Consider the following 23,973-nt stretch of genomic DNA (forward strand, 5'->3'; position numbering starts at 1 on the left):
CCTAGTCCTCCATTCGGCGGTACACCGCCAGGAAGCGCGCGCGCTCGGTGATGCCATAGTCGCCGGGCGCGTATTGCATCAGCCAGTCGCCGGCCTTGCCGGTCAGCACGTCGCCCCCGGCCGAGCGCGCGATGGCGAACGGCGCCGCCATCTCCTTCGCCAGCACCGGCACCGGCCGGTTGCGCCAGCCACCGCCGTCCACGGGCAGGTAGCGCGCGTCGAAGCGGTCGCGCGAGACCACCCAGCGGTCGCCCGTGGCGCCGGTCACGATGGCGTCGCCGGGCTGGTAGCGGTTGGGGCCTTCCCGGCTCACCAGCTCGCCGGGCTCTGCGGCAAACGTCACCTGGACCACTTCCTCCTTGATATAGCGGGCCGCGGCCGGATCGGTGCGCAGGTCGATATCGCTCAAAGTCTGCATGGTCGGTCCTCAGCCCAGCGCGCGCGGCGCGAAGGCATGGTTCAGCGGGCCGTTGCCGGCCCCGATGCGCAGGCGGGCCCCGGCGGCGATGGCCTGCGCGACGTAGTCCAGCGCGGTGCTGATGGCGTCGGCCAGCGCGTCGCCACGGGCCAGTTGCGCGGCGATGGCGGCCGCCAGCGTACAGCCGGTGCCGTGCAGGTTCGGCGTGTCGATGCGCGGATGGGTGAACACGCGCACCGTGCCGTCGGCCAGCATCAGCAGGTCATCCAGCCCCCGTCCGTCCAGGCCATCGTCCCGATCGGCTTTACGATCGTCTTCCAGATGGCCGCCCTTGAGCAGCACGGCCTGGCAGCCCAGCGCGAGCAGGTCCGCGGCGGCGGTTTCCATGTCCGAGCGGCGCGCGATGCGGCGGCCGAGCAGGTACGAGGCTTCCGGCAGGTTGGGCGTGACCACCAGCGCACGCGGGAACAGCAGCCGCACCATGGCCTGGCTGGTGGCGTCGTCGGAAAGTGTGGCGCCCGAGGTGGAAATCATCACCGGGTCCACCACCAACTGGCGGATGCCGTGCCGGTCCACCGCCTCGGCCACGGCCTCGACGATGGCGGCCGTGCCGAGCATGCCGGTCTTGGCGGCGTCCACGCCGATGTCCGTGGCGACGGCATCGATCTGGGCGGCCACCATGTCGGCCGGAATGGCGTGCACGCCGGTCACGCCGAGCGTGTTCTGCGCCGTGATGGCGGTGATCGCGCTCATGCCGAAGCAGCCGAGTGCGCTGAAAGTCTTCAGGTCTGCCTGGATGCCGGCACCGCCGCCGGAGTCGGAACCGGCGATGGTCAGCGTGCGGGGTGGCGTGGAAAGCATATGGGCGGGCAGGAAAGTCGGTAATCTGGAAGGAACCACTGGAACGATTCTCACGCAATCCGGCAATTTTAGGGCTTCGGCGATTGATGTGAAGAAAGCGTCGCTGAACAATGGGCCTCTTTTATCACTCGGAATGGCGGCACGCCGTCGCCAACGATTGGTTCAGGGAGATGCTTGTGATTCCAGACATGAAGTTCGATGGACAGGTGTTGTCATGGATCGGCTCGGGAACGTTCAAGGCAACTACGGGACTCGCTGGCCACCAGCACCCAAACAACCAATGTGTCAAGGACAGCGGGCCGATTCCCGAGGGCATGTATAAAGTGCTTGTTACGGATCTTGGTGTTGCGAAGGACGACGGCACCGGGCAATGTAACTTGTCGCCTGGATGGGGTGTCCAAAGGATTCCGCGGGGAGCCGATGCCGGAATGTGCGAAACCTATTGGGCAAACTGGGGGCGGAACCGGGCAAGACTGGAACCCGCCGACATCAAGACGAGCAAGGCATGCACGCCCAAACGGGCCGGTTTTTATATACACGATTCCACTAAAGGCTACAGCCACGGATGTATTGAAGTGGAGCCACGGTTCTTCGCGATCCTGCGAGCGCGCGCGACAAGCCAGCGGAGCCATTTCATTCTGAGCGTCAAGTATGTTCCGGGACGCGCGACGAACGGGGGCACGCGTGCGTAACCTGATCCCGTTCATCGTGTTGGCGACATTCGTTGGTATAGCCTCCGCCGCGGATGTTGAGAAAATTACATTTCAGAATGATTTGTCCGCCTGCGTGGCGATAAAGGAAACGAAGACGGCGACGGCATCCAATGTGGTGCTGGCCAATACCACCATTCAGTTGCGTAAACCCATTGGCGAATGTGGCTGTCTCTCGGCGCTGGCAACATACACCAGCAGCGTAAACCGGGCGGGGGTCCGGCAGATCCTGCAAGAGGGCTTGGTCGGGCTAAAAAGTGGCGGAGAAAAATCACTCGTTCTTGCGACGGAGCCGGCCCTGGTCACCAACAAAGCGGTACAGGTGCGATTGGCTTGTGCTGGCCCCTCATAGCGTCTTTTGCGCCAGAAATGGTACACTCCTGTCCGTCCGAGGAGCGTTGCAACGGATGGCCCTCATCCGCCAGGCTCGGAATGTTTCAACGGCGCTCGCTGATCCGTGGTCCGCACGGAGGCGAGTCGACCTATCCGCCCGTTCCGCAATTCGCGCGGGATGCGGCCGTTGTCCCCCCTCGTCACCTGCGTGCCACTCTTCACCGGAGTGAAACATGAACGCTGTGACCGAACTCAAGCAAGACTACCTCGTGGCCGACATCGGCCTGGCCGGCTGGGGCCGCAAGGAAATCGCCATCGCCGAGACCGAAATGCCGGGTCTGATGGCCATCCGTGACGAATTCGCCGCCGCGCAGCCGCTCAAGGGCGCCCGCATCGCCGGTTCGCTGCACATGACCATCCAGACCGCCGTGCTGATCGAGACGCTGGTGGCACTGGGCGCCGACGTGCGCTGGGCCTCGTGCAACATCTTCTCGACGCAGGACCACGCCGCCGCCGCCATCGCCGCGTCCGGCGTGCCGGTTTTCGCGTTCAAGGGCGAGTCGCTCAAGGAATACTGGGACTTCACGCACCGCATCTTCGACTGGGCCGACGGCGGCACGCCGAACATGATCCTGGACGACGGTGGCGACGCCACGCTGCTGCTGCACCTGGGCGCCCGTGCCGAGAAGGATGCGTCGCTGATCGCCAAGCCGACCAGCGAGGAAGAAACCTACCTGTTCGCCGCCATCAAGGAAAAGCTGGCCAAGGACCCGAGCTGGTACAGCCGTAACCTGGCCGCCATCCGTGGCGTGACCGAGGAAACCACCACCGGCGTGCACCGCCTGTACCAGATGGCACAGCGCGGCGAACTGAAGTTCCCGGCCATCAACGTGAACGACTCGGTGACCAAGAGCAAGTTCGACAACCTGTACGGTTGCCGGGAATCGCTCGTGGACGGCATCAAGCGTGCCACGGACGTGATGATCGCCGGCAAGGTGGCCGTGGTGGCTGGCTACGGTGACGTGGGCAAGGGCAGCGCCCAGGCCCTGCGCGCGCTGTCGGCCCAGGTCTGGGTGACCGAGATCGACCCGATCTGCGCGCTCCAGGCTGCCATGGAAGGCTACCGCGTGGTGACCATGGACTACGCCGCCGAGCACGGCGACATCTTCGTCACCTGCACCGGCAACTACCACGTCATCACGCATGACCACATGGTCAAGATGAAGGACCAGGCCATCGTCTGCAACATCGGTCACTTCGACAACGAGATCGACATCGCCTCGGTGGAAAAGTACCAGTGGGACGAGATCAAGCCGCAGGTGGACCACGTGGTATTCCCGGACGGCAAGAAGATCATCCTGCTGGCCAAGGGCCGCCTGGTGAACCTGGGCTGCGCCACGGGCCACCCGTCGTACGTGATGAGCAGCTCGTTCGCCAACCAGACCATCGCCCAGATCGAACTGTGGGCCGAGCGTGACAGCGGCAAGTACCCGGTGGGCGTGTACACGCTGCCGAAGCACCTGGACGAGAAGGTGGCGCGCCTGCAACTGAAGAAGCTGAACGCGCAGCTGACCGAGCTGACCGACCAGCAGGCCGCCTACATCGGCGTGCAGAAGCAGGGTCCGTACAAGGCCGACCACTACCGCTATTGATTGGCGGGAGGTGTCCCCCTCTCCCGTGCGCGGGGAGGGGGAATTCGACAGGCAACCTGGAAAAGGGAAAAGGAGTCGCAATGAGACTGTTGGCCGTTTGGATCATCAACGCCGCCTCGCTGTTCCTGGTCGGAAGCGTCATCTCCGGCATCTCGCTGGGCGGGTTTGGCTCGGCGATGATCGCCGCGCTGGTGCTGGGCCTCGTCAACACGCTGATCCGGCCTATCCTGGTCATTCTGACGCTGCCGGTCACGCTGCTGACGCTGGGCCTGTTCATCTTCGTCATCAACGCGCTGCTGTTCCTGTTCGTCGGCAACCTGCTGTCGGGCTTCGTGGTGCAGGGCTTCGGCGCCGCGCTGCTGGGCTCCATCCTGTACAGCGTGATCTCGTGGGTGCTGTCGAGCCTGTTGCTCGGCGACCGCGACTGAGACTTTATTCGCATGACAGACCGCTACTACAGCTTCGAATTCTTCCCGCCGAAGACGGCGGAAGGCACGGAGAAACTGCGCAACACGCGCGCGCAGCTGGCTCCGCTGCAACCCAAGTACATCTCGGTGACGTTCGGCGCCGGCGGCACCACGCAGCAGGGCACGCTGGACGCCGTGCTGGAGATCCAGCGTGACGGCATCGAGGCCGCGCCGCACCTCTCGTGCGTGGGCTCCACGCGCGACAGCATCCGCCAGATCCTGAAGACGTACCGCGACGGCGGCATCCGCCATATCGTCGCGCTGCGTGGCGACATGCCGTCCGGCATGGGCGAAATCGGCGAATTCCGATACGCCAACGAACTCGTGGAATTCATCCGCGCCGAGACCGGCGACTGGTTCCACATCGAGGTGGCGGCGTACCCCGAGTACCACCCGCAGGCCAAGTCGCCGCGCCACGACCTCGACAATTTCGTCCGCAAGGTCCGTGCAGGCGCCGATTCGGCGATCACCCAGTACTTCTACAATGCCGACGCCTACTTCCGCTTTGTGGACGAGGTGCGCGCGCAGGGCGTGGACGTGCCGATCGTGCCGGGCATCATGCCGATCACGAACTACTCGCAACTGATGCGTTTTTCGGAAATGTGCGGTGCCGAAGTACCGCGCTGGGTGGCCAAGCGGCTGGAGTCGTTCGGCGACGACCGGGAGTCCATCCGCGCATTCGGCCTGGACGTGGTGACGGGTCTCTGCGAGCGGCTGCTGGCAGCCGGCGTGCCGGGCCTGCACTTCTACACGCTCAACGCGGCCGGCGCCACCAAGGCGGTCTGGGAACGTCTGAAGCTGTAACTTCCATCGGACGGGGTCATGGGGGCATACTGCGCCCCATGGTTCCCGCCACCGTCACCGCCACCTTCCGCTTCTACGAGGAGCTGAACGATTTCCTGGCGCGCACCCGACGCCACCAGGACATCGTCGTGCCCTGCGCCCGCGCGGCCACGGTCAAGCACATGATCGAGGCGCTTGGCGTGCCGCACACCGAGGTGGAGTTGATCCTGGTCAATGGCGAATCGGTGCCGTTCGACCGCCCCCTGCAGGACGGCGACCGCGTGGCCGTCTATCCCACCTTCGAGGCGTTCGACATCTCGCCCCTGCTCCGCGTGCGCGATCAGCCACTGCGCGAGACCCGTTTCGTTGCCGATGCCCACCTGGGCGGCCTGGCGCACCTGCTGCGCATGACCGGCTTCGACACGCTCTACGACAATCATTTCGAAGACAGCGAGATCGCGCGGATTGCCGCCGAGGAGGGCCGCATCGTGCTCACGCGCGACCGCGAACTGCTCAAGCGGCGTGGGGTGACGCACGGCTGCTATGTGCGGGCGATCAAGTCGTCGCTCCAGGTGCGGGAGGTCTTCCGGCGGCTGGACCTGGCCCGCAGCGCGCGGCCGTTCGCGCTGTGCCTGGACTGCAACGTGCCGCTGCACCGGATCGACAAGTCTGACGTGGATGGCCGCGTGCCCGAGGGCGTGCTGGCGCGGCACGCGCGCTTTGTTACCTGCACGCACTGCCGGCGGGTGTTCTGGGAAGGGTCGCACTGGCGCAAGATGCGCGCGCTGGTGGACGAATTGCTAGGGGAAGCGAACGCTTAAAACGCGCCGCCTTCGGTGACGATCCAGTCCATTGGCAGGTCGTGCGGCTGGGCCTGCAAGGGAATCTCGCAGGCCGCGAAGCCGATGCCGATCGCCACTGGGGTGTCTGCGCGGGCCGCCAGCGTGCGGTCATAGAAGCCGCCGCCGTAGCCGAGGCGGAACTTATCGCGGCTGAAACCGACACAGGGAATGAGCAGCGCGTCGGGCAACACGGCCTCGGTGCCATCGGGCACGGGAATGTCGTAGTGGCCGGCGCGCATTGTCGTCTCGGGCGTCCAGGCGTGGAAGTCCAGCGGCGTGCCGGGGCGGCTGACCACGGGCAGCGCGGCCTGGCGGCCCGGCATGCCGTCCAGCCATTGGGCGATGACGGCGCGTGCGTCGAATTCGCCCTGGATCGGCCAGTAGAAGCCCACGCGCCGCGCGCCAAGGCGTTCGAGCAGGGGCGCCAGCGCGGCGCCGATGCGCGCGTCGGCATTGGCGCGATCCGGCAGGCCGGCGCGCAGCGCGAGCAGCCGCCGGCGCAGCGCGCGGCGCTCTTCGAGGAATGGCAGGTTTTCTGCCCCGTTGTCTGGGGCCTGTTCAGGCTGCATGGCGTGCAATAATGGCCGGCACCGCGATCGATCGATGGATCGACATCCGAATACCAACACGCGCGGGGCGCGACCGGGAATCCCGGCGCCGCGCGCGGACCAACAAGGGATAGCAAGAATGCCGAAGGGAGTATATCTGCGCCGTGCGCAACGCGCCGCGTGGCTGGCAGGGCTGGGGGCGTTGACAGGTGCATTGCTGGCCACGCCGGCCTACGCCCAGAAGCGCCCGGCGCCGCAGCCGGCCGCGTTGACCATCCCCAGCAATCCGGACGAGGCCTTTGTCGCGCTGCGCGAGGCCGCCCGCAAGAACGATGTGGACCGCACGGCCGCCATCTCGGCCACGCTGGTGGACTACCCAATTCCGTCGTACGTGGAGTATTTCCGCATCAAGCCGCAGATGTTCGATGCCAGCGGCCTGGCCCGCATCGACGCGCCCGACGAGCAGGTGCGCGTGTTCCTGAAGCGCTACCAGGGCGAGGCGATTGCCGACCGGATGCGCAACGACTGGCTGCTGGTGCTGGGCAAGAAGCGCGACTGGGCGAACTTCGACGTCGAATACCCGCAGTTCGTGCTCAAGGACGACACGCAGGTGGAGTGCTACGCGCTGCTGTCGAGTGCGCTCAAGGGCAAGAACGTGGCCGCCGAATCCCGCGCGGTGCTGGCGGACCCGCGCTACTACGGCGAGGGCTGCGTCGACCTGATCAGCTACCTGGCCCAGAGCCAGCAGATCCAGCGCAGCGACGTGGCGTTCCAGGCACGCCAGGCGCTCGAGCTGAATTTCACCACGCTGGCGGCAAAGATCGCCGCAACCGTGCCGGATACACCATCGGCGCCCACGGCGCCGGGGGCGCGCGTGGACAGTGACACGCTGGCCACCGTGGTCAAGATGGCCCGCAGCGATCCGGCCCAGGCTGCCGCCTACCTGACCGCCACGGGCGGCGCGCTGTCACGCGACGAGCAGGGCGCCGGCTGGGGCGTGATCGGCCAGTACGCGGCCAAGAAGCTGATGCCGGAAGCGGCTGGCTACTACAAGAACCAGATGACGCTGGGCGGCAACCAGTGGCTGTCCGACGAATCGCAGGAATGGCGCGTGCGCGCCGCGCTGCGCCAGGGCGACTGGAAGCAGGTGCGCCAGGCCGTGGAACTGATGCGCCCCGAGCTGCGCACCAAGGACCCGGCATGGATCTACTGGTACGCCCGCGCGCTCAAGGCCGATGGCCGTACCGCGGACGCGCAGACGCAGTTCCAGACCATCGCCGGCCAGTTCAACTTCTACGGCCAGCTGGCCACCGAGGAACTTGGCAACCGCATCACGCTGCCGGCGCGCACCACGGTCTCGGATGCCGAGGCCATGGCCATGCGTACGCGGCCCGGCTTCGTGCGCGCGCAGAAGTTCTATGAACTGAACCTGCGCTTTGAAGGCAATCGCGAGTGGAACTGGGAGCTGCGCAGCATGAGCGACCGCGAACTGCTGGCCGCCGCCGAGTACGCGCGCAAGATCGAACTGCTCGACCGCACCGTCAACACGGCCGACCGCACCAAGGCGGAGCACGATTTCTCGCTGCGCTTTGTGATGCCGTACCGGGACATCATGCAGCGCGCGACCGATGACGTGGGCCTGGACATGGCCTGGGCCTATGGCCTGATCCGCCAGGAATCGCGCTTCATCATGAATGCGCGCTCGTCGGCCGGCGCGCATGGCCTGATGCAGGTGATGCCGGCCACGGCCAAGTTCGTGGCGCGCAAGATCGGCATGACCGACTTTTCGCCGTCGATGATGAGTGACCCCAATATCAACATCCTGCTCGGCACCAGCTACATGAGCATGGTGCTGACGGACCTGGACAGCTCGTGGACCCTGGCCTCGGCGGGCTACAACGCCGGCCCGGGGCGGCCCAAGAACTGGCGCAGCAGCCTGTCCCGGCCGGTGGAAGGCGCGATCTTTGCAGAGACGATTCCGTTCACGGAAACGCGAACTTATGTCAAGAATGTGCTTTCCAACGCTACGTACTATGCTGCATTGATGAGCGGCCGGCCCCAGTCTCTCAAAGACCGCCTGGGAACAGTCGCACCGTCCTCGATCACGACCACCAGCCTGCCTTGATGTAAGCGGGGCCAGCAGGGGGCGCCGTGACCCCGGGCGCGCATCGTGAGATGCCAGCGTTACGTGACCGTCACGGAGCCCACCATGCTGACCAGCAATGTCCTTGTGATCGGTGGCGCCGGATTCATCGGCAGCCACCTCGTCTCCCGCCTTGCCGGCGCGGCCTCCGCCTCCGGGGTGCCGCGCAACCCCGCCACCAATCCCGACAGCCCCATCGCGCCCGAGCGCATCCTGGTGGGCACGCGCCATGCCGAGCATGCCCAGCACCTGTTGCTGCTGCCGCGCGTGGAGGTGTGCGAGCTGGGCCTGGCCGATGCCGCCGCGCTGGACGACGCCATCGGCTCGGTCGGCATGGATGGCATTGTGGTCAATCTCGTTGGCGTGCTGCATGGCGACCGGGGCGACCCATATGGCCCCCAGTTCGCCGCCGCGCATGTGGACCTGCCGCGCCAGATCGTGGCTTCCTGCCAGCGCACCGGCGTTCGCCGGCTGATCCACATGAGCGCGCTCGGCGCGGACCCGCAGGGGCCGTCGATGTACCTGCGCAGCAAGGGCGAGGGCGAGCGCGTGGTGCGCGAGAGCGGGCTCGACTGGACCGTCATGCGGCCGTCGGTGGTGTTCGGGCCGGACGACCACTTCCTGAACCTGTTCGCCCAGATGCAGCAGATGGCGCCGGTGGTGCCGCTGGCCTGCGCCCAGGCGCGCTTCCAGCCGGTGTTCGTGATGGATGTGGTGGAGGCTTTCCTGCGCGCGATGGTCAATCCGGCCACGGTGGGCCAGGTCTACGAGGTGGGCGGGCCGCAGGTCTATACGCTCGAGGAGCTGGTGCGCTTCGCGGGGCGGGCGTCGGGCCATCCGCGCCCGGTGATCGCGCTGCCTGATGCGCTCGCGCGCGTGCAGGCGGCCGTGCTCGAACACATGCCCGGCGGGCCGGTCATGTCGCGCGATAACCTGGACTCGATGCGGCTGGACAACGTGCTGCACGCGCCGATGTCAGCCGAACTCGGCCTGGAGCCGTCCAGCCTGGAGTCCGTGATGACCGATGTGCTGGGTGGCCGCAACCGCGAGGCGGCACTCCAGGCCATGCGGGAGAGCGTGCATCGCTGACACCGCCAGGCCGCCCCCTCCGACGCCGATGTGACTTGCGCTCACAGCCTTGCGAGCGCAATTCATTTGGAGGTGGCGCGGCCCAATGGCTAGAATCATCGGTTCAGGCCATTTTCCCTCCCCCGCCCCCCCCAAGGATTCGCGATGAAACTCGTCATCGGCAACAAGAACTACTCGTCCTGGTCGCTGCGCCCCTGGCTGCTGCTGCGCCAGGCTGGCATCGCGTTCGAGGAGATTCCCGTGCGGCTGGGCACGCCCGGCTTCGCCGCGCAGATCGCCCAGTACTCGCCGGCCGGCAAGGTGCCGACGCTGGTGGATGGCGACATCACGGTCTGGGATTCCCTGTCGATCTCGGAATACCTGGCTGAACGCTTCCCCGAGAAGGCCCTCTGGCCGGCCGACCCCGCTGCGCGCGCGCTGGCCCGTTCGGTCTGCGCCGAGATGCATTCGGGCTTCGCCAACGTGCGCAACCAGCTGCCGATGAACGTGACCGCCGTGCTGCCCGGCTGCGGCTGGAACGTGGCCGTGCAGCGCGAGGTGGAGCGCATCGCCGCGATCTGGACCGACCTGCGCACGCGCTTTGGCGCCGAAGGCCCGTTCCTGTTCGGCACCTTCACGGTGGCGGACGCGTTCTACGCGCCCGTGGTCTCGCGCTTCGCCACCTACGGCATCCACCTGCCCGACGCGGCCAAGCAATACGCCGATTTCATCCTCGCCCTGCCGGCCATGCAAGAATGGATCGCCGCCGCGCGCGAGGAACGCGATTTCCTGGCCGACGACGAGCCGTACCGCACCGTGCCGGACCATCCGGACGCCATCATCATCCATCACTAGGAATTTCATGCAGGTCTATGCCGTGGGCGGCGCCATCCGCGACCAGTTGCTGGGCAAGCCAAGCCAGGACCGCGACTACGTGGTGGTGGGCGCCACGCCGGCCGAGATGGAGGCGGCCGGCTACAAGCCCGTGGGCAAGGACTTCCCGGTCTTCCTGCATCCGCGCACCAAGGAGGAGTACGCGCTCGCGCGTACCGAGCGCAAGACGGCTGCCGGCTACAAGGGCTTCGCGTTCTACTGCGCGCCCGATGTCACGCTGGAAGACGACCTGGTCCGGCGCGACCTGACCATCAACGCGATGGCGCAGGCCGTGGACGATGCCGGCCAACTGGTCGGCCCGGTCATCGACCCGTATGGCGGCCAGCGCGATTTGGCCGCGCGGCTGTTCCGGCATGTCTCCGATGCCTTTGCCGAAGACCCGGTGCGCATTCTGCGCGCGGCGCGGTTTGCCGCGCGCTTCCATGATTTCTCCGTGGCGCCCGAGACCGTGGCGCTGATGCGCGCGATGGTCGAGGCGGGCGAGGTCGATGCGCTGGTGCCGGAGCGCGTGTGGCAGGAACTGGCGCGCGGGCTGATGGAGGCGAAGCCGTCCCGGATGTTCGACGTGCTGCGCGAATGCGGCGCGCTGGCGCGGCTGCTGCCGGAGCTGGACCGGCTCTGGGGCGTGCCGCAGCGCGCCGAGTATCACCCCGAGGTGGACACGGGCGTGCACGTGATGATGGTGGTCGATCATGCGGCCGCGACGGGCGCGTCGCTGCCGATCCGCTTCGCGGCGCTGGTCCACGACCTCGGCAAGGGCACCACGCCGGCGGACGTGCTGCCGCGCCACATCGGCCATGAGCAGCGCAGCGTGAAGCTGCTCGAGGCCGTCTGCGAGCGGCTGCGCGTGCCGAACGACTGCCGCGACCTGGCAGTGCTGGTGGCGCGCGAGCACGGCAATATCCATCGATCGATGGAATTCGGCGCCGCCGCGCTGACCCGGCTGGTGGAGCGCTGCGACGCGCTGCGCAAGCCGGACCGCTTCGCGGAGGCCCTGCGGGCCTGCGAGGCCGACGCGCGCGGCCGGCTGGGTTTCGAGGATCGCGATTATCCGCAGACCGAACGCCTGCTGGCGGCGCGGGCGGCCGCGGCCTCTGTCGATGCCGGCGCGATTGCCAAGGCCTGCGCGGACCGGCCCGATCTGATCAAGGAACGCGTCCACAAGGCCCGCATCGCGGCGGTGGCGGAGCAATTGGGACTGGGCGCGGAGCCCGCCTGACGGGCTTCCCCTACAGCAGCTTGCCAATCGCCAGCGCGATCAGCGACAGCAGGATCGTCGAGGCGAACGGCAGCACGAACTCGCGCTTGAATAGCCGGAAGCGCACGTCGCCCGGCAGGCGCCCCAGGCCGATCTTCTGCAGCCACGGCAGCGAGGCCGAGAGCACGATCACGCAGAGGAAGATGGTGAATGTCCAGCGCAGCATGGCGGCTGTTCCTCAGAGTGCGTGAACGCGATCGCCGCGTGCGAAGCCTGCCAGCGGCAGCGCGTCATCCAGGCCGCGCGTGAGCACGATCACCTTGAACAGCTCGCCCATCTCGGCCTCGGACAGCAGCTTCTGCACCGCGTTGGCGTGGGGCAGGAAGGCGCGGGCGTCGGTCGGGTCCAGTTCCATCAGCAGCTCGGTGATCCCGGCATTCATCAGGAAGCGCGCCTGCGAGGCGAAGCCGGCCACGGACAGCCCTGCGTCCACCGCCGCCTCGGCGATGCCGCTGAAATTGACGTGCGCGGTGATGTCCTGCAGCCCCGGGTACAGGAACGGATCGGGGTGCGCGTGGTGGCGGTAGTGGCACATCAGCGTGCCCTCGGCGCGCTGCGGATGGTAGTACTCGGCCGCCGGGAAGCCGTAGTCGATGAAGAAGGCAGCGCCGCGCGTCAGCATCGCGCCCACCGCCCGCGTGAAGCCTTCGGCCTCGGCATGGGTTTCGGTGACCATGTCGTGGTCGCCTGGCAGCGCGCGCAGGGCGTCGGGGATGGCGTTGTCCGCCAGCGGACGGTCCTCGAACGTGAACTTGCCGTCGGCCAGCGCCACGCCGCGCTCGTGCCAGCGGCCGCCCAGGCGCGCGAACAGGCGCACCGGCATGGCGTCGAGCACCTCGTTGCCGACGATAACCCCTTCGAATTGCGCAGGAAGTTCGTCCAGCCACTGCACGCGGCCAGCCAGATGCGGCGCGCGGGCGGCCAGCGTTTCCTGCTGGCGCACGCGCAGCTCGCCCGACAATTCGACGATCTGGTAGGTCTCGGGCAGCGCACCTTCGGTTTCCAGGGCGAGCAGCAGGTCCGCCGCGAGCCGGCCCGTACCGGCGCCGAATTCGAGCACGCGCGGCAGGTCCATGGCGATCAGCGGCGCGAACTGGCGTGCCAGCGTGCGGGCGAAGAAGGGGGTCAGCTCCGGGGCGGTGATGAAGTCGCTGCCGTCCCGGGCATCGCGGCCGAACTTGGCGGCGCCGCCACTGTAGTAGCCGAGCCGGGGGGCGTAGAGCGCCAGCGCCATGTAGCGATCGAAGCCGATCCAGCCGTCGGCGGCCTCGATGGCGTCGCCAATACAGGTGGTCAGGGCCGCGGAGGCGTCCAGCGCGTCGGCGGGGGGAAGGGGTAGACTAGCGACTTTCTGCATACCGCGAATTGTAGCAATGCCAGATTCCCTGACTGCTGGCGCCTCCGGCGCCCATCCTGCCGCCGCGCGCGGCGTCGCCCTCGTGACCGGCGGCGCACGCCGCCTGGGCCGTGCCATCGCGCTGGAACTTGCCACGCGAGGCTGGGACGTGGCGATCCACTGCAACCGCTCGCGCGACGAAGCCGAGACGCTCGCCACGCAGATCCGCGGCCTGGGCCGCCGGGCTGCCGTGCTGCAGGCCGACCTGTCCGACGAAGCGGCCACCGCCAAGCTGATCGCCGCCTGCGCCGACGCGCTCGGCGTGCCGACCTGCCTGGTCAACAACGCCTCGCTGTTCCAGTACGACGTGGCGACGAGCTTCTCCTACGCCTCGCTCGACACCCACATGCGCACCAACGTGGCCGCGCCGCTGCTGCTGGCGCGTGAGATGCACAAGGCGCTTGGCGCCGATGGCAACCAGACCGCCCAACGCGGCGTGGTGATCAACCTGCTCGACCAGAAGCTCAACAACCTGAACCCGGACTTCCTGTCGTACACGCTGTCCAAGGCCGCGCTGCAGACCGCCACGGTGCAGCTGGCCCAGGCGCTGGCGCCCCGGCTGCGGGTGGTGGGCGTGGCGCCCGGCATCACGCTGGTGTCCGGCGAGCAGTCCGACCCCGGCTTCGTCCGCGCGCATGGCATGACGCCACTCGGCAAGTCGTCCACGCCGGACGACATCGCCCAGGCTGTGGCCTACCTCGCCGGTGCCCAGGCCGTGACCGGCACCACGCTGTATGTGGATGGCGGCCAGCACCTGATGCCGCTGGCCCGCGACGTGATGTTCCTGACCGAGTAATCCCGATCCCCGGTCTTTTTCAAGCTTTTTCCGATTTACCGCAGCACCTGCCCGACGCCCCACCATGACCTTTGCCGCGCTTTCCCACCCCAGTCTGCAAGACTGCCGCCGCCTGTTCCTGCGCAATTACGAAGTGCAGATCAATATCGGCGTGCACGAATTCGAGAAGAAGGGCGAGCAGCGCGTGCTGGTCAATATCGACTTGTTCGTGCCGCTGGCCCAGAGCACGCCGCAGGCCGACAAGCTCGACGAAGTGGTGGACTACGACTTCATGCGCAGCACCGTGGCTGCGCGCATGGCCCAGGGCCACATCCACCTGCAGGAAACGCTGTGCGACGACGTGGCGCGTGCCATGCTGAAGCATCCCAAGGTGCGCGCCGTGCGCGTTTCCACGGAAAAGCCCGATGTCTACCCGGATTGCGATTCGGTCGGCGTCGAGGTGTTCCACGTCAAGTAGAATACGGGCCCGTCCGACAGGGCCATCCGACGGGCTTCCCAAGGCCCGCGCCCCGCATCAGGTATGTCTTATGAGTCACTCCGCTAACTTCTATCGCCTCGAAACCCGCCTCCAGTCGCTGACCGGCAAAGCCATCGGCGATTTCGGCATGATCGAGGACGGCGACACCGTGCTGGTCTGCATGAGTGGCGGGAAGGACTCGTACACCATGCTGTCGGTCCTGATGGCGCTCCAGAAGCGCGCGCCCATCAACTTCAAGCTGATCGCGATGAACCTGGACCAGAAGCAGCCAGGTTTCCCGGAACACATCCTGCCCGAGTACCTGAAGTCCACCGGCGTGGAATATGTGATCGTCGAGGCGGATACGTATTCGATCGTCAAGGAGAAGGTGCCCGAGGGCAAGACCACCTGCTCGCTGTGCTCGCGGCTGCGCCGGGGCGTGATCTACCGCACGGCCAAGGAGCTGGGCGCCAACAAGATCGCGCTGGGCCACCATCGGGACGACATCGTCCAGACCTTCTTCCTGAACATGTTCTTCGGCGGGAAGATGAAGGCGATGCCGCCCAAGCTGTCCACCGATGACGGCCAGCACATCGTGATCCGGCCGCTGGCGTATTGCGCGGAGAAGGACATTGCGTCCTACGCGCGGGCCATGGCCTACCCGATCATCCCCTGCAACCTGTGCGGCTCGCAGGAGAACCTCCAGCGCAAGAAGGTCAGCGAGATGCTGCAGGGCTGGGAGCGCGAGAACCCGGGCCGCATCGACAATATCTTCGCGTCGCTGCGCAACGTGGTGCCGTCGCACCTGGCCGATACCGAGCTGTTCCCGTTCACCGGGCTGGCCACCGGCCTGGCCAAGGTGGACGAGGCCTCGCTGTTCGGCGAGACCACCTTCACCCAGCAGGCGCTGACCTTCACCGGCAGCGCCGAGCCGAACCGGATGGAGTTCGTCCGGTTCGACAAGCTGGCGGAGAAGATCCCCAGCGCCGATAACCCGGCCAGCCCCCTTATTTAGACGCCTGCGACGGGCCGGCCTCGCGCATCAGCGAGCGGGCATCGTCGATCCATTTCTGGAAGCGGTCCACGGCGTGGGCCTTCTGCGCCGGGGTGGTCAGGTTGGCGATGGTCACGGTCAGGTCCACCCCGGCCTCGTTGGCCTGCCGGATCTGCGTGCGCTCGGCGGCCGGGCGCTGCCAATGGTCGGCGTACTTGCGCAGCATGTCTTCCACCTGCGCCTTGGGCGGATGGGTCGTCGAGACCTCCCGGGCAATCGCCAGCCATTCCTGCTGCCGCTTTACGCGCTCCGCGTAGCGGGCGTCGGCGCCCTGCATGTACGGCGCCATTGCGGCGCGGATCTTCTGCTCCTGATCGTCCGAGAACTTGCCATATACCAGCTTGGCATAGTCCATGACCTTGTCGAAACGGGCGTTTGTGCGCGCCTGCGGGTCCGATTTCAGGAATTCCTTGCGATATTTGGCATTGCTTTCGCCGAATTTCGACTCCATGCGCTGGATCTGCTCAGGCGTCAGCGTCAGCATCAGGTCGGCCAGGTCGGGGATGGCGTTCTCGAAGGCCTGGCGGCCCAGCCGCTGGGTGTCTTCGCGCGCGTGGCGCACCATCGACGGATCCACCGGGCCGGCCACCTCGGTCTTGACCCGGGTCAGCACGGTGGCGATCTCGGGCAGCTGGGCGCGGCGGTGCCAGGAGAAGAACCGGGCGATGGCCTCGCGGGTCGGCGGTTCCTGGTCGTCTGTGACATCCACATAGCGGTCTACCCACCAGTAGGCGAGCCGGTCGCCCTGCTGGTAGCCGAGTTTCATGGCGTTACAGCCACCCAGGGCCAGGACGACGGTAAATGCTGCAAATCCTGCAAAAATGCGCCGCCGCCAAATGTGAAAAACGGAAACCACCGGCGGTCGGGCGCAAGGCGCCATGCTAAAATCGCCGCGCATGTTTTCCCGCCCGGCAGATCGCCCGCCAGCCCAGTCCTGACAAGGGTTTGGAGGGATTGAAGAGATCGCTTGGCACGGGTTATCGCGCTTATTATCAGACACACTCACTTAGGGACCTCCTTGTGAATATCGTCATTCTTGCCGCAGGGATGGGAAAACGGATGAATTCCGCCCTGCCCAAGGTCCTGCACCCGGTTGCCGGGCGGCCGATGCTCGCCCATGTGCTCGACACCGCCCGCACCCTGTCGCCGTCGCGCCTCGTCGTGGTGGTCGGCCACGGCGCGGAGCATGTGCGCGAGGCGGTGGGCGCGCCGGACGTGGCGTTCGCCGAGCAGACCCAGCAACTTGGCACCGGCCACGCCGTGATGCAGGCGCTGCCGCTGCTCGATGACAGCCAGCCCACGCTGGTGCTCTACGGCGACGTGCCGCTGACCACCGCCGCCACGCTCGAGGCCCTGGTCCATGCAGCCGGCGCCGAGCGCCTGGGCGTGCTGACCGTCGAGATGCCCGATCCTACCGGATACGGGCGCATCGTACGTGACGCCGCCGGCAACATCGTGCGCATCGTCGAACAGAAGGATGCCAGCGACGAGATCCGCGCCATCCGCGAGATCAACACCGGCATCATCGTCTGCCCGACCGGCCACCTGCGCCGCTGGCTTGCCACGCTGGGCAACGACAACGCGCAAGGTGAGTACTACCTCACGGACACCATCGAGCGCGCCGCCAACGAGGGCGTGGAGATCGTCTCCGCCCAGCCGGCGGCCCTGTGGGAGACGCTGGGCGTCAACAGCAAGGTCCAACTGGCCGAGGTGGAGCGCATTCACCAGCGCAACCTCGCACAGCGCCTGCTCGAGGCCGGCGTGACGCTGCCGGACCCCGCGCGCATCGATGTGCGCGGCCAGCTCACGTGCGGACGCGATGTGACCATCGACGTGGGCTGCGTGTTCGAAGGCCGCGTGCATCTGGACGATGGCGTGCACATCGGCGCGCATTGCGTGATCCGGAATGCCACCATTGGCGCCGGCGCGCGCGTGCAACCGTTCTGCCACATCGAGGAAGCAAAGATCGGGCCGGCGGGCCGGATCGGGCCGTACGCGCGGCTGCGCCCCGGCACCGAGCTGGGCGAGGACGTGCATATCGGCAACTTCGTCGAGGTGAAGAACAGCCAGGTCGGGGATCACAGCAAGGCCAACCACCTGGCCTATGTGGGCGATTCCACGGTGGGCCAGCGCGTCAACATCGGCGCGGGTACCATTACCTGCAACTACGATGGCGTGAACAAGAGCCGTACCGTGATCGAGGATGACGCGTTCATCGGCTCGGACACGCAGCTGGTGGCGCCGGTGACGGTGGGCCGTGGCGCCACGATCGGCGCCGGCACCACGCTGACCAAGGACGCACCGGCCGGCAAGCTGACGCTCTCGCGGGCCAAGCAGATGACGCTGGACGCGTGGCAGCGCCCGGTGAAGCAGCCGAAGCAGTCGAAGTAAGCGTAGTCAGTCAAAGTCAGTCAGGCCGGGCCCGGGGAGGGCCGGCCATCATCATTCAGCGGGTTGCGCCGCGCGGCGCGACGCAACCCAAACGGGGGGTTCACAAGATGTGTGGCATCGTCGGCGCGGTTTCCACGCGCAATATCGTTCCGGTCCTGATCGAAGGCCTGCGTCGCCTGGAGTACCGCGGCTATGACTCGTGCGGCGTGGCCATCGTGCGCGACGAGACGCTGGAGCGCGCGCGCACCGTCTCGCGCGTGGCCGATCTGGACACGCAGACGCAGTCGTCCGGCCTGGCCGGCACGCTGGGCATTGCCCACACGCGCTGGGCCACGCACGGCAAGCCCGATACGGTCAACGCCCACCCGCATTTCTCGGACGAGACCATCGCGCTGGTGCATAACGGCATCATCGAGAACTACGAACCGCTGCGCGAGGAACTGCGCGCCGTGGGCTACGGTTTCGAGTCGCAGACCGACACCGAGGTGGTGGCCCACCTGATCCACCAGGCCTACACCTACCCGAGCAGCGCCACGCGCGGCAATCTGTTCGGCTCGGTGCGCGTGGTGACCAAGCGCCTGCACGGCGCCTACGCGATTGCCGTGGTGGCCAAGGACAACCCCGACGTGGTGGTGGGCGCGCGCGCCGGCTCGCCGCTGGTGGTGGCGCTGGGCGAGAACGAGTCCTTCCTGGCCTCCGATGCGCTGGCCGTGGCCGGCACTGCCAACCGCATCGTCTATCTGGAAGAGGGCGATGTGGTGGAGCTGACCCGTGCCGGCGCCACCATCCGCGACGTGAACGACGTGGAAGTCGTGCGCGAGGAACGCGTGGTGGAAGCCCACGCGGCGGCCGTCGAGCTGGGCCCGTACCGCCACTTCATGCAGAAGGAAATCTTCGAGCAGCCGCGCGCGCTGGGCGACACGCTGGAAGGCATCGTCGCCATCACGCCTGAACTGTTCGGCGAGAAGGCGGCCTCGGTATTTTCCGAAATCGACAGCGTCCTGATCCTGGCCTGCGGCACCAGCTACTACTCGGGCTGCACGGCCAAGTACTGGCTCGAGTCCGTGGCGAAGATCCCGACCCAGGTGGAAGTGGCCAGCGAATACCGCTACCGCGACACCGTGCCGAACCCGCGCGCGCTGGTGGTGGTGATCTCCCAATCGGGCGAGACCGCCGACACCATGGCCGCGCTGCGCCATGCCCGCGACCTCGGCCACACCCACACGCTGGCCATCTGCAACGTGGCGACCAGCGCGATGGTGCGCGAGACCGAAATGCGCTTCCTGACGCGTGCCGGCACCGAGATCGGCGTGGCCTCGACCAAGGCGTTTACGACCCAGCTCGCCGCGCTGTACATGCTGACGCTGGCGCTGGCCAAGGTGCGCGGCCGGCTGACCGAGGCCGAAGAGGCCGCCGCGCTGACCAACCTGCGCCACCTGCCCGTGGCGCTGCATGGCGTGCTGGCGCTGGAGCCGCAGATCATCGCCTGGTCGGAAGACTTTGCGCGCCGCGAGAATGCGCTGTTCCTGGGCCGGGGCCTGCACTACCCCATCGCCCTGGAAGGCGCGCTGAAACTCAAGGAAATCTCATATATCCACGCGGAAGCCTACCCGGCCGGCGAGCTGAAGCACGGCCCGCTGGCGCTGGTCACGGAGGCGATGCCGGTGGTGACCGTGGCGCCGAACGACGCGCTGCTGGAGAAGCTGAAGTCCAACATCCAGGAAGTGCGCGCGCGCGGCGGCCGGCTCTATGTGTTTGCCGATGCCGACACGCATATCCAGTCGTCCGACGGCATCCAGGTGATCCGCCTGCCCGAGCACTACGGCGCGCTGTCGCCGATCCTGCACACAGTGCCGCTGCAACTGCTGGCCTATCACACGGCCTGCGCACGCGGCACGGACGTGGACAAGCCTCGTAATCTGGCTAAATCGGTGACGGTGGAATAAGGCGGAACCGGCAGGCGGTTTTACAAGCCGGATGTAAAAGGAAGCCACGGTGTGCACGCATCGTGGCTTTTTTTTTGTCGCCCAAAATCCCTGCTTTCCAGACGTGGCGCGGCCTGGCGGGGAGCCGGCGCACGCCCGGCCCCCGGTGGCACGGTATCTGCGGAAGCCATGGGCTCCAATCCGCTCCATACCGCCACCGAGGGCACCCCCCATGACCAAGAAGACCGCACCGTCCGCCGCCCAGCCACCCGGAAAGAAGGGCGACACCACGCCTCCCAAGCCGCAGGGCATCGGCAACAACAACGACGGCAGCTATGAGCGCGCCGTGGCAGACCGGCTGGCCGAGCGGCCCAGGCAGCTCGGCTCGGACTCGGTCGGCAATATCGTCTCGAACCGTGACCGCACGCTGACCACGAACCAGGGCCTCCAGATTCCGCAGGACGACGACTCCCTCAGGCTCGGCCTGCGCGGCCCCACGCTGCTCGAGGACTTCCACCTGCGCGAGAAGATCACGCACTTCGACCACGAGCGCATTCCCGAGCGCGTGGTCCACGCGCGCGGCGCGGCGGCCCATGGCTATTTCGAGCTGACCGAGTCGCTCGCCGATGTGACCACCGCCGAGCTGTTCACCCAGGTCGGCCAGAAGACGCCGGTGTTCGTGCGATTTTCGACCGTGGCCGGCTCGCGCGGCTCCGCCGATCTGGCGCGCGACGTGCGCGGCTTCGCCACCAAGTTTTATACGAGGCAGGGAAACTTCGATCTGGTCGGCAACAACATCCCGGTGTTCTTTATCCAGGACGGCATCAAGTTCCCGGATTTCGTCCATTCCGTGAAGCCGGAACCGCACAACGAGATCCCGCAGGCCGCGTCGGCGCACGACACGTTCTGGGACTTCGTCTCCCTCCAGCCCGAGTCGATGCACATGGTGCTGTGGACCATGTCCGGCCGCGCCATCCCGCGCAGTTTCCGCACGATGGAAGGGTTTGGCGTGCACACCTTCCGCTTTGTCGATGCCGAGGGGCAGGGCACGCTGGTCAAGTTCCACTGGAAGCCGGTGGGCGGCGCGCATTCGCTGGTCTGGGACGAGGCGGTCAAGATCAACGGCAAGGACCCCGATTTCCATCGGCGCGACCTCTACGACGCGATCGAGGCGGGCCAGTTTCCCGAGTACGAGTTCGGCGTGCAGCTGGTGCCCGAGACCGACATGCTCAAGTTCGGCTTCGACCTCCAGGACCCGACCAAGCTCATTCCCGAGGAACTGGCGCCGGTACGGCGCGTGGGCCGGATGGTGCTGAACCGCAACCCGGACAACTTCTTCGCCGAAACCGAGCAGGTGGCGTTTCACCCCGGCCACATCCTGCCGGGCATGGATTTCACCAACGATCCGCTGCTGCAGGCGCGGCTGTTCTCGTACACCGATACCCAGCTCACGCGGCTCGGCGGGCCGAATTTTCATGAAATTCCGATCAATCGCCCGCTTTGCCCGGTGCATAACAACCAGCGCGATGGCTTCGGCCGGCAAACCGTGGTGCAGGGCAAGGAGAGCTACCAGCCGAACTCGGTCAGTGGCGGCTGCCCGTTCCTGGCCGGCGATGCGGACGCCTACCGGCACTTCGCCGCCGCGGCCGAGGATGGCGCGGTGAAGGTGCGCATGCGCGCGCAGACCTTCGCCGATCATTTCTCGCAGGCCAACCTGTTCTGGCGCAGCCAGTCCGACGTCGAAAAAAGGCAGATCGTCGATGCGTACGCGTTTGAACTCTCCAAGGTCTTCGACCCCGCCATCCGCGCGCGCGTGGTGGGGCAGATCCACCATATCGCCGTGGAACTGGCGGAGCGCGTGGCGCAGAAGCTCGGAATTCCCGTGGAGCCGGTCGGGCCGAACGTGCAGATCAACGACTACGGCGTACCGGCATCGCCCGCGCTGAGCCTGGACGCCCAGCCGAAGGGCGACATCACGGGCCGCAATATCGCCGTGCTGGTCAACGATGGGGTGGACGACGCGGCCATCGCCTCGCTCCAGCAACTGGCCCAGGCGGCGCGCGCCAACCTCAAGATCATCGGCCCGCGCGCGGCCAGCGTGACCACGGCGAAGGGCGCGGCGCTGCCGGTGGACCATGCGCTGTCCTCGGTCGGCTCGGTGCTGTTCGATGCGGTGTACGTGCCCGACGTGGCCAAGCCGCCGGCCGAGCCCGATCCGGACGCGCTGCTGTTTATCAAGGAAGCCTACAAGCACTGCAAGGCGGTGGGCGCGGGCGGCGCTGGTGCCGTGTTGGTGGCCGAGGCCGCGCGCTGTGCGGGGCTGGCCGGCGGCTTCGCGGGGCCGGGCGTGGTGATCGCCAAGACCGAGGACCCGGCGCGGCATCGGGAATTCCTGGATGCCGTGGGCCAGCATCGCTGGTGGCAGCGGCCGGACGCGATGCGCATTCCAGCCTGAGCGCGGGCGGCGCAAAAGCGTCTTCCAGGGCACTCCCCGGGCGGCCCCGCAGGCGCCCGAGAGTGCCCGCTCGGCATAGGGGTACCTGCAGCGATACCTATAGGAATACGCGTTTCGCGGTATCCTTGCCGGCATGCCGCGCGCCATAACCCCCTCAGGGTGGCGCGCAGTGCGCCTGTCCCGGCCCGCATCATGCGCGCCCGGGCCCCACGGCGCCCCCCGCGATCACAGGAATATGAAAGACCTAGAAAGTGAGCTGATCGGCTCCGCACGGCTGCCGACCCGCTACGGCGAATTCACCGCCCATGCCTTCCAGGGCGTGGACAGCCGCACCGAACACCTGGCGCTCTCCATGGGAGACATCTCGGGCGAGAACGTCCTCGTCCGCCTGCATTCCGAATGCCTGACCGGCGATGTCTTCGGCTCGTGCCGCTGCGACTGCGGCGAGCAGCTCGACCTCGCCATGCAGAAGATTGCCGAGGAAGGCCGCGGCATCCTGCTCTACCTGCGCGGCCACGAGGGCCGGGGCATCGGCCTCTCGAACAAGATCCGCGCCTATGCGCTGCAGGACGGCGGGCTGGACACGGTCGACGCCAATCTCGCGCTCGGCCAGGCCATCGACGCCCGCACCTACGCGTTCGCGGCGGACATGCTGCGCCAGTGGGGCGTGAAGTCGGTTCGCCTGATGAGCAACAACCCGATCAAGATCCGGGCGCTCGAAGACGCCGGCCTGGCCGTGACGGAGCAGATGCGTCACATCGTGCCCGCCAACGCCGAAAACGAGAAATACCTCGCCACCAAGCGGTCTCGCATGGGTCACCTGCTGGACTGATGCAGCGGGTGTAGGCGCAGGCCGACAACCGCTTGCGCGGCCTCCCGACAGCCTGCGCGCTGCGACTCTCCTATCGTGGATATAAGGTCCGCGCCATGCTCGGCATGGTGCGGGATGTTCCACGCGAAGTGTCGCCGTGACCTCACGGCGCGCCTCCGATGTGAGAGGAGTCCAACAATGGCTGATAACAACGTTTCGGTACTGAACGAGTTGATCGAAGTCTCGCGCGACGGCGAGGAGGGCTTCCGCAAGGCGGCTGAGGACGCCAAGAATCCGGAGCTGAAGACGCTGTTCTCGAGCCGCGCCACCGAGTGCGGCGCGGCGGTACGCGAGTTGCAGAGCCAGGTGATGACCCTCGGCGGCAAGCCCGAGGACCATGGCAGCATTGCCGGCGCGCTGCATCGCGGCTGGGTGAGCCTGCGCAGCGCGGTGGCCGACCGCACGGACCTCGCCATCCTCGAGGAAACCGAGAAGGGCGAGGACGTCGCCAAGAAGAAGTATGGCGACGCGCTCCAGGAAACCGACCTGAGCTTCGACATCCGCGCACTGATCGAGCGCCAGTACCAGGGGGTGCTGCGCAACCACGACCTGATCCGCGATCTGCGCAACCGCTATCGCGCGAGCGGCGAATAACCGTTTCCACCGCTTACCGGCCGGCACGAAGGCGCTTCCCTAGGGAGGCGCCTTTTA

The 23,973-nt window shown here is 67.0% G+C and carries 24 protein-coding genes and 1 riboswitch; of the genes, 18 read left to right on the forward strand and 6 right to left on the reverse strand.

Annotated features, from left to right (window positions below):
• Position 1 precedes the first annotated feature (1 nt).
• Both KHO18_RS08985 and thiD read right to left on the reverse strand, forming a co-directional pair.
• The gene (locus KHO18_RS08985; protein ID WP_144199123.1) at positions 2-418 is read right to left on the reverse strand and encodes a PGDYG domain-containing protein; all 417 of its coding nucleotides are present in this window, start codon (positions 416-418) and stop codon (positions 2-4) included.
• A gap of 9 nt (positions 419-427) precedes the next feature.
• On the reverse strand, positions 428-1,279 hold the full coding sequence (gene thiD, locus KHO18_RS08990) for a bifunctional hydroxymethylpyrimidine kinase/phosphomethylpyrimidine kinase (protein ID WP_149136875.1): 852 nt from the start codon (positions 1,277-1,279) through the stop codon (positions 428-430).
• Positions 1,280-1,389: 110 nt separating this feature from the next.
• On the opposite strand from thiD, the gene KHO18_RS08995 reads away from it, so the two are divergent.
• From KHO18_RS08995 to KHO18_RS09020, 6 genes are all read left to right on the forward strand, one after another.
• Entirely contained in the window at positions 1,390-1,971 is a 582-nt protein-coding gene (locus KHO18_RS08995; protein ID WP_244844642.1) for a tlde1 domain-containing protein, read from the forward strand.
• Positions 1,964-2,341: a DUF2195 family protein gene (locus KHO18_RS09000; RefSeq protein WP_244844643.1), complete on the forward strand. Its 378-nt coding sequence runs from the start codon at positions 1,964-1,966 to the stop codon at positions 2,339-2,341. The genes KHO18_RS08995 and KHO18_RS09000 overlap by 8 nt, the downstream gene beginning before the upstream one ends.
• Positions 2,342-2,373: 32 nt before the next feature.
• A riboswitch (S-adenosyl-L-homocysteine riboswitch) is annotated at positions 2,374-2,445 on the forward strand.
• 110 nt (positions 2,446-2,555) lie between these two features.
• Positions 2,556-3,974 carry an adenosylhomocysteinase gene (gene ahcY / locus KHO18_RS09005; RefSeq protein WP_144199117.1) on the forward strand — a complete coding sequence of 473 codons (1,419 nt, stop codon included), beginning with the start codon at positions 2,556-2,558 and terminating at the stop codon, positions 3,972-3,974.
• 80 nt (positions 3,975-4,054) lie between these two features.
• Positions 4,055-4,402, forward strand: coding sequence for a phage holin family protein (locus KHO18_RS09010; RefSeq protein ID WP_092291458.1), 348 nt, complete (start codon positions 4,055-4,057; stop codon positions 4,400-4,402).
• A gap of 12 nt (positions 4,403-4,414) precedes the next feature.
• Positions 4,415-5,245, forward strand: a complete 831-nt coding sequence (gene metF, locus KHO18_RS09015; protein ID WP_144199115.1) for a methylenetetrahydrofolate reductase [NAD(P)H] — start codon at positions 4,415-4,417, stop codon at positions 5,243-5,245.
• Between the two features lie 38 nt (positions 5,246-5,283).
• A complete protein-coding gene (locus tag KHO18_RS09020) occupies positions 5,284-6,045 on the forward strand; it encodes a Mut7-C RNAse domain-containing protein (protein ID WP_144199113.1) in 762 nt (253 codons plus the stop codon).
• Here KHO18_RS09020 and KHO18_RS09025 read toward each other — a convergent pair.
• A complete protein-coding gene (locus KHO18_RS09025; protein ID WP_144199111.1) occupies positions 6,042-6,635 on the reverse strand; it encodes a 5-formyltetrahydrofolate cyclo-ligase in 594 nt (197 codons plus the stop codon). The two genes, KHO18_RS09020 and KHO18_RS09025, sit on opposite strands and share 4 nt — an antisense overlap.
• Positions 6,636-6,753: 118 nt before the next feature.
• On the opposite strand from KHO18_RS09025, the gene KHO18_RS09030 reads away from it, so the two are divergent.
• The 4 genes from KHO18_RS09030 (at position 6,754) to KHO18_RS09045 (ending at position 11,938) form a co-directional block, all read left to right on the forward strand.
• Positions 6,754-8,739, forward strand: a complete 1,986-nt coding sequence (locus tag KHO18_RS09030) for a lytic transglycosylase domain-containing protein (protein WP_144199109.1) — start codon at positions 6,754-6,756, stop codon at positions 8,737-8,739.
• Positions 8,740-8,823: 84 nt separating this feature from the next.
• Positions 8,824-9,846, forward strand: coding sequence for a complex I NDUFA9 subunit family protein (locus KHO18_RS09035; protein ID WP_092291468.1), 1,023 nt, complete (start codon positions 8,824-8,826; stop codon positions 9,844-9,846).
• Between the two features lie 144 nt (positions 9,847-9,990).
• On the forward strand, positions 9,991-10,680 hold the full coding sequence (locus tag KHO18_RS09040; protein ID WP_092291470.1) for a glutathione S-transferase family protein: 690 nt from the start codon (positions 9,991-9,993) through the stop codon (positions 10,678-10,680).
• A gap of 7 nt (positions 10,681-10,687) precedes the next feature.
• Positions 10,688-11,938, forward strand: coding sequence for a multifunctional CCA addition/repair protein (locus tag KHO18_RS09045; protein ID WP_144199107.1), 1,251 nt, complete (start codon positions 10,688-10,690; stop codon positions 11,936-11,938).
• 10 nt (positions 11,939-11,948) lie between these two features.
• On the opposite strand, the gene KHO18_RS09050 is transcribed toward KHO18_RS09045, so the two are convergent.
• Complete coding sequence (locus tag KHO18_RS09050) at positions 11,949-12,143, reverse strand: DUF2905 domain-containing protein (protein WP_144199105.1); 195 nt, start codon at positions 12,141-12,143, stop codon at positions 11,949-11,951.
• A 12-nt stretch (positions 12,144-12,155) separates the two neighbouring features.
• Complete coding sequence (locus KHO18_RS09055; protein WP_211943040.1) at positions 12,156-13,334, reverse strand: class I SAM-dependent methyltransferase; 1,179 nt, start codon at positions 13,332-13,334, stop codon at positions 12,156-12,158.
• 16 nt (positions 13,335-13,350) lie between these two features.
• On the opposite strand from KHO18_RS09055, the gene KHO18_RS09060 reads away from it, so the two are divergent.
• From KHO18_RS09060 to ttcA, 3 genes are all read left to right on the forward strand, one after another.
• Positions 13,351-14,169, forward strand: a complete 819-nt coding sequence (locus tag KHO18_RS09060) for an SDR family oxidoreductase (protein ID WP_144199103.1) — start codon at positions 13,351-13,353, stop codon at positions 14,167-14,169.
• 64 nt (positions 14,170-14,233) lie between these two features.
• A complete protein-coding gene (locus KHO18_RS09065) occupies positions 14,234-14,626 on the forward strand; it encodes a dihydroneopterin aldolase (protein ID WP_144199101.1) in 393 nt (130 codons plus the stop codon).
• Positions 14,627-14,696: 70 nt separating this feature from the next.
• The gene (gene ttcA / locus KHO18_RS09070; protein ID WP_144199098.1) at positions 14,697-15,641 is read left to right on the forward strand and encodes a tRNA 2-thiocytidine(32) synthetase TtcA; all 945 of its coding nucleotides are present in this window, start codon (positions 14,697-14,699) and stop codon (positions 15,639-15,641) included.
• Here the strand turns inward: ttcA and KHO18_RS09075 are convergent.
• On the reverse strand, positions 15,634-16,446 hold the full coding sequence (locus tag KHO18_RS09075; RefSeq protein ID WP_144199096.1) for a DUF6279 family lipoprotein: 813 nt from the start codon (positions 16,444-16,446) through the stop codon (positions 15,634-15,636). The genes ttcA and KHO18_RS09075 overlap by 8 nt on opposite strands.
• Positions 16,447-16,700: 254 nt before the next feature.
• Between KHO18_RS09075 and glmU the strand changes: the two genes are divergently transcribed.
• From glmU to KHO18_RS09100, 5 genes are all read left to right on the forward strand, one after another.
• A complete protein-coding gene (gene glmU / locus KHO18_RS09080) occupies positions 16,701-18,071 on the forward strand; it encodes a bifunctional UDP-N-acetylglucosamine diphosphorylase/glucosamine-1-phosphate N-acetyltransferase GlmU (protein WP_211943041.1) in 1,371 nt (456 codons plus the stop codon).
• 107 nt (positions 18,072-18,178) lie between these two features.
• On the forward strand, positions 18,179-20,017 hold the full coding sequence (gene glmS / locus KHO18_RS09085; RefSeq protein ID WP_144199092.1) for a glutamine--fructose-6-phosphate transaminase (isomerizing): 1,839 nt from the start codon (positions 18,179-18,181) through the stop codon (positions 20,015-20,017).
• Between the two features lie 211 nt (positions 20,018-20,228).
• Positions 20,229-22,451, forward strand: coding sequence for a catalase (locus KHO18_RS09090; protein ID WP_211943042.1), 2,223 nt, complete (start codon positions 20,229-20,231; stop codon positions 22,449-22,451).
• A 235-nt stretch (positions 22,452-22,686) separates the two neighbouring features.
• The gene (ribA, locus tag KHO18_RS09095) at positions 22,687-23,283 is read left to right on the forward strand and encodes a GTP cyclohydrolase II (RefSeq protein WP_144199088.1); all 597 of its coding nucleotides are present in this window, start codon (positions 22,687-22,689) and stop codon (positions 23,281-23,283) included.
• Between the two features lie 177 nt (positions 23,284-23,460).
• A complete protein-coding gene (locus tag KHO18_RS09100; RefSeq protein ID WP_144199086.1) occupies positions 23,461-23,916 on the forward strand; it encodes a PA2169 family four-helix-bundle protein in 456 nt (151 codons plus the stop codon).
• Positions 23,917-23,973 lie beyond the last annotated feature (57 nt).

It is taken from the genome of Cupriavidus campinensis, assembly GCF_905397395.1.
Lineage (GTDB): Bacteria > Pseudomonadota > Gammaproteobacteria > Burkholderiales > Burkholderiaceae > Cupriavidus > Cupriavidus campinensis.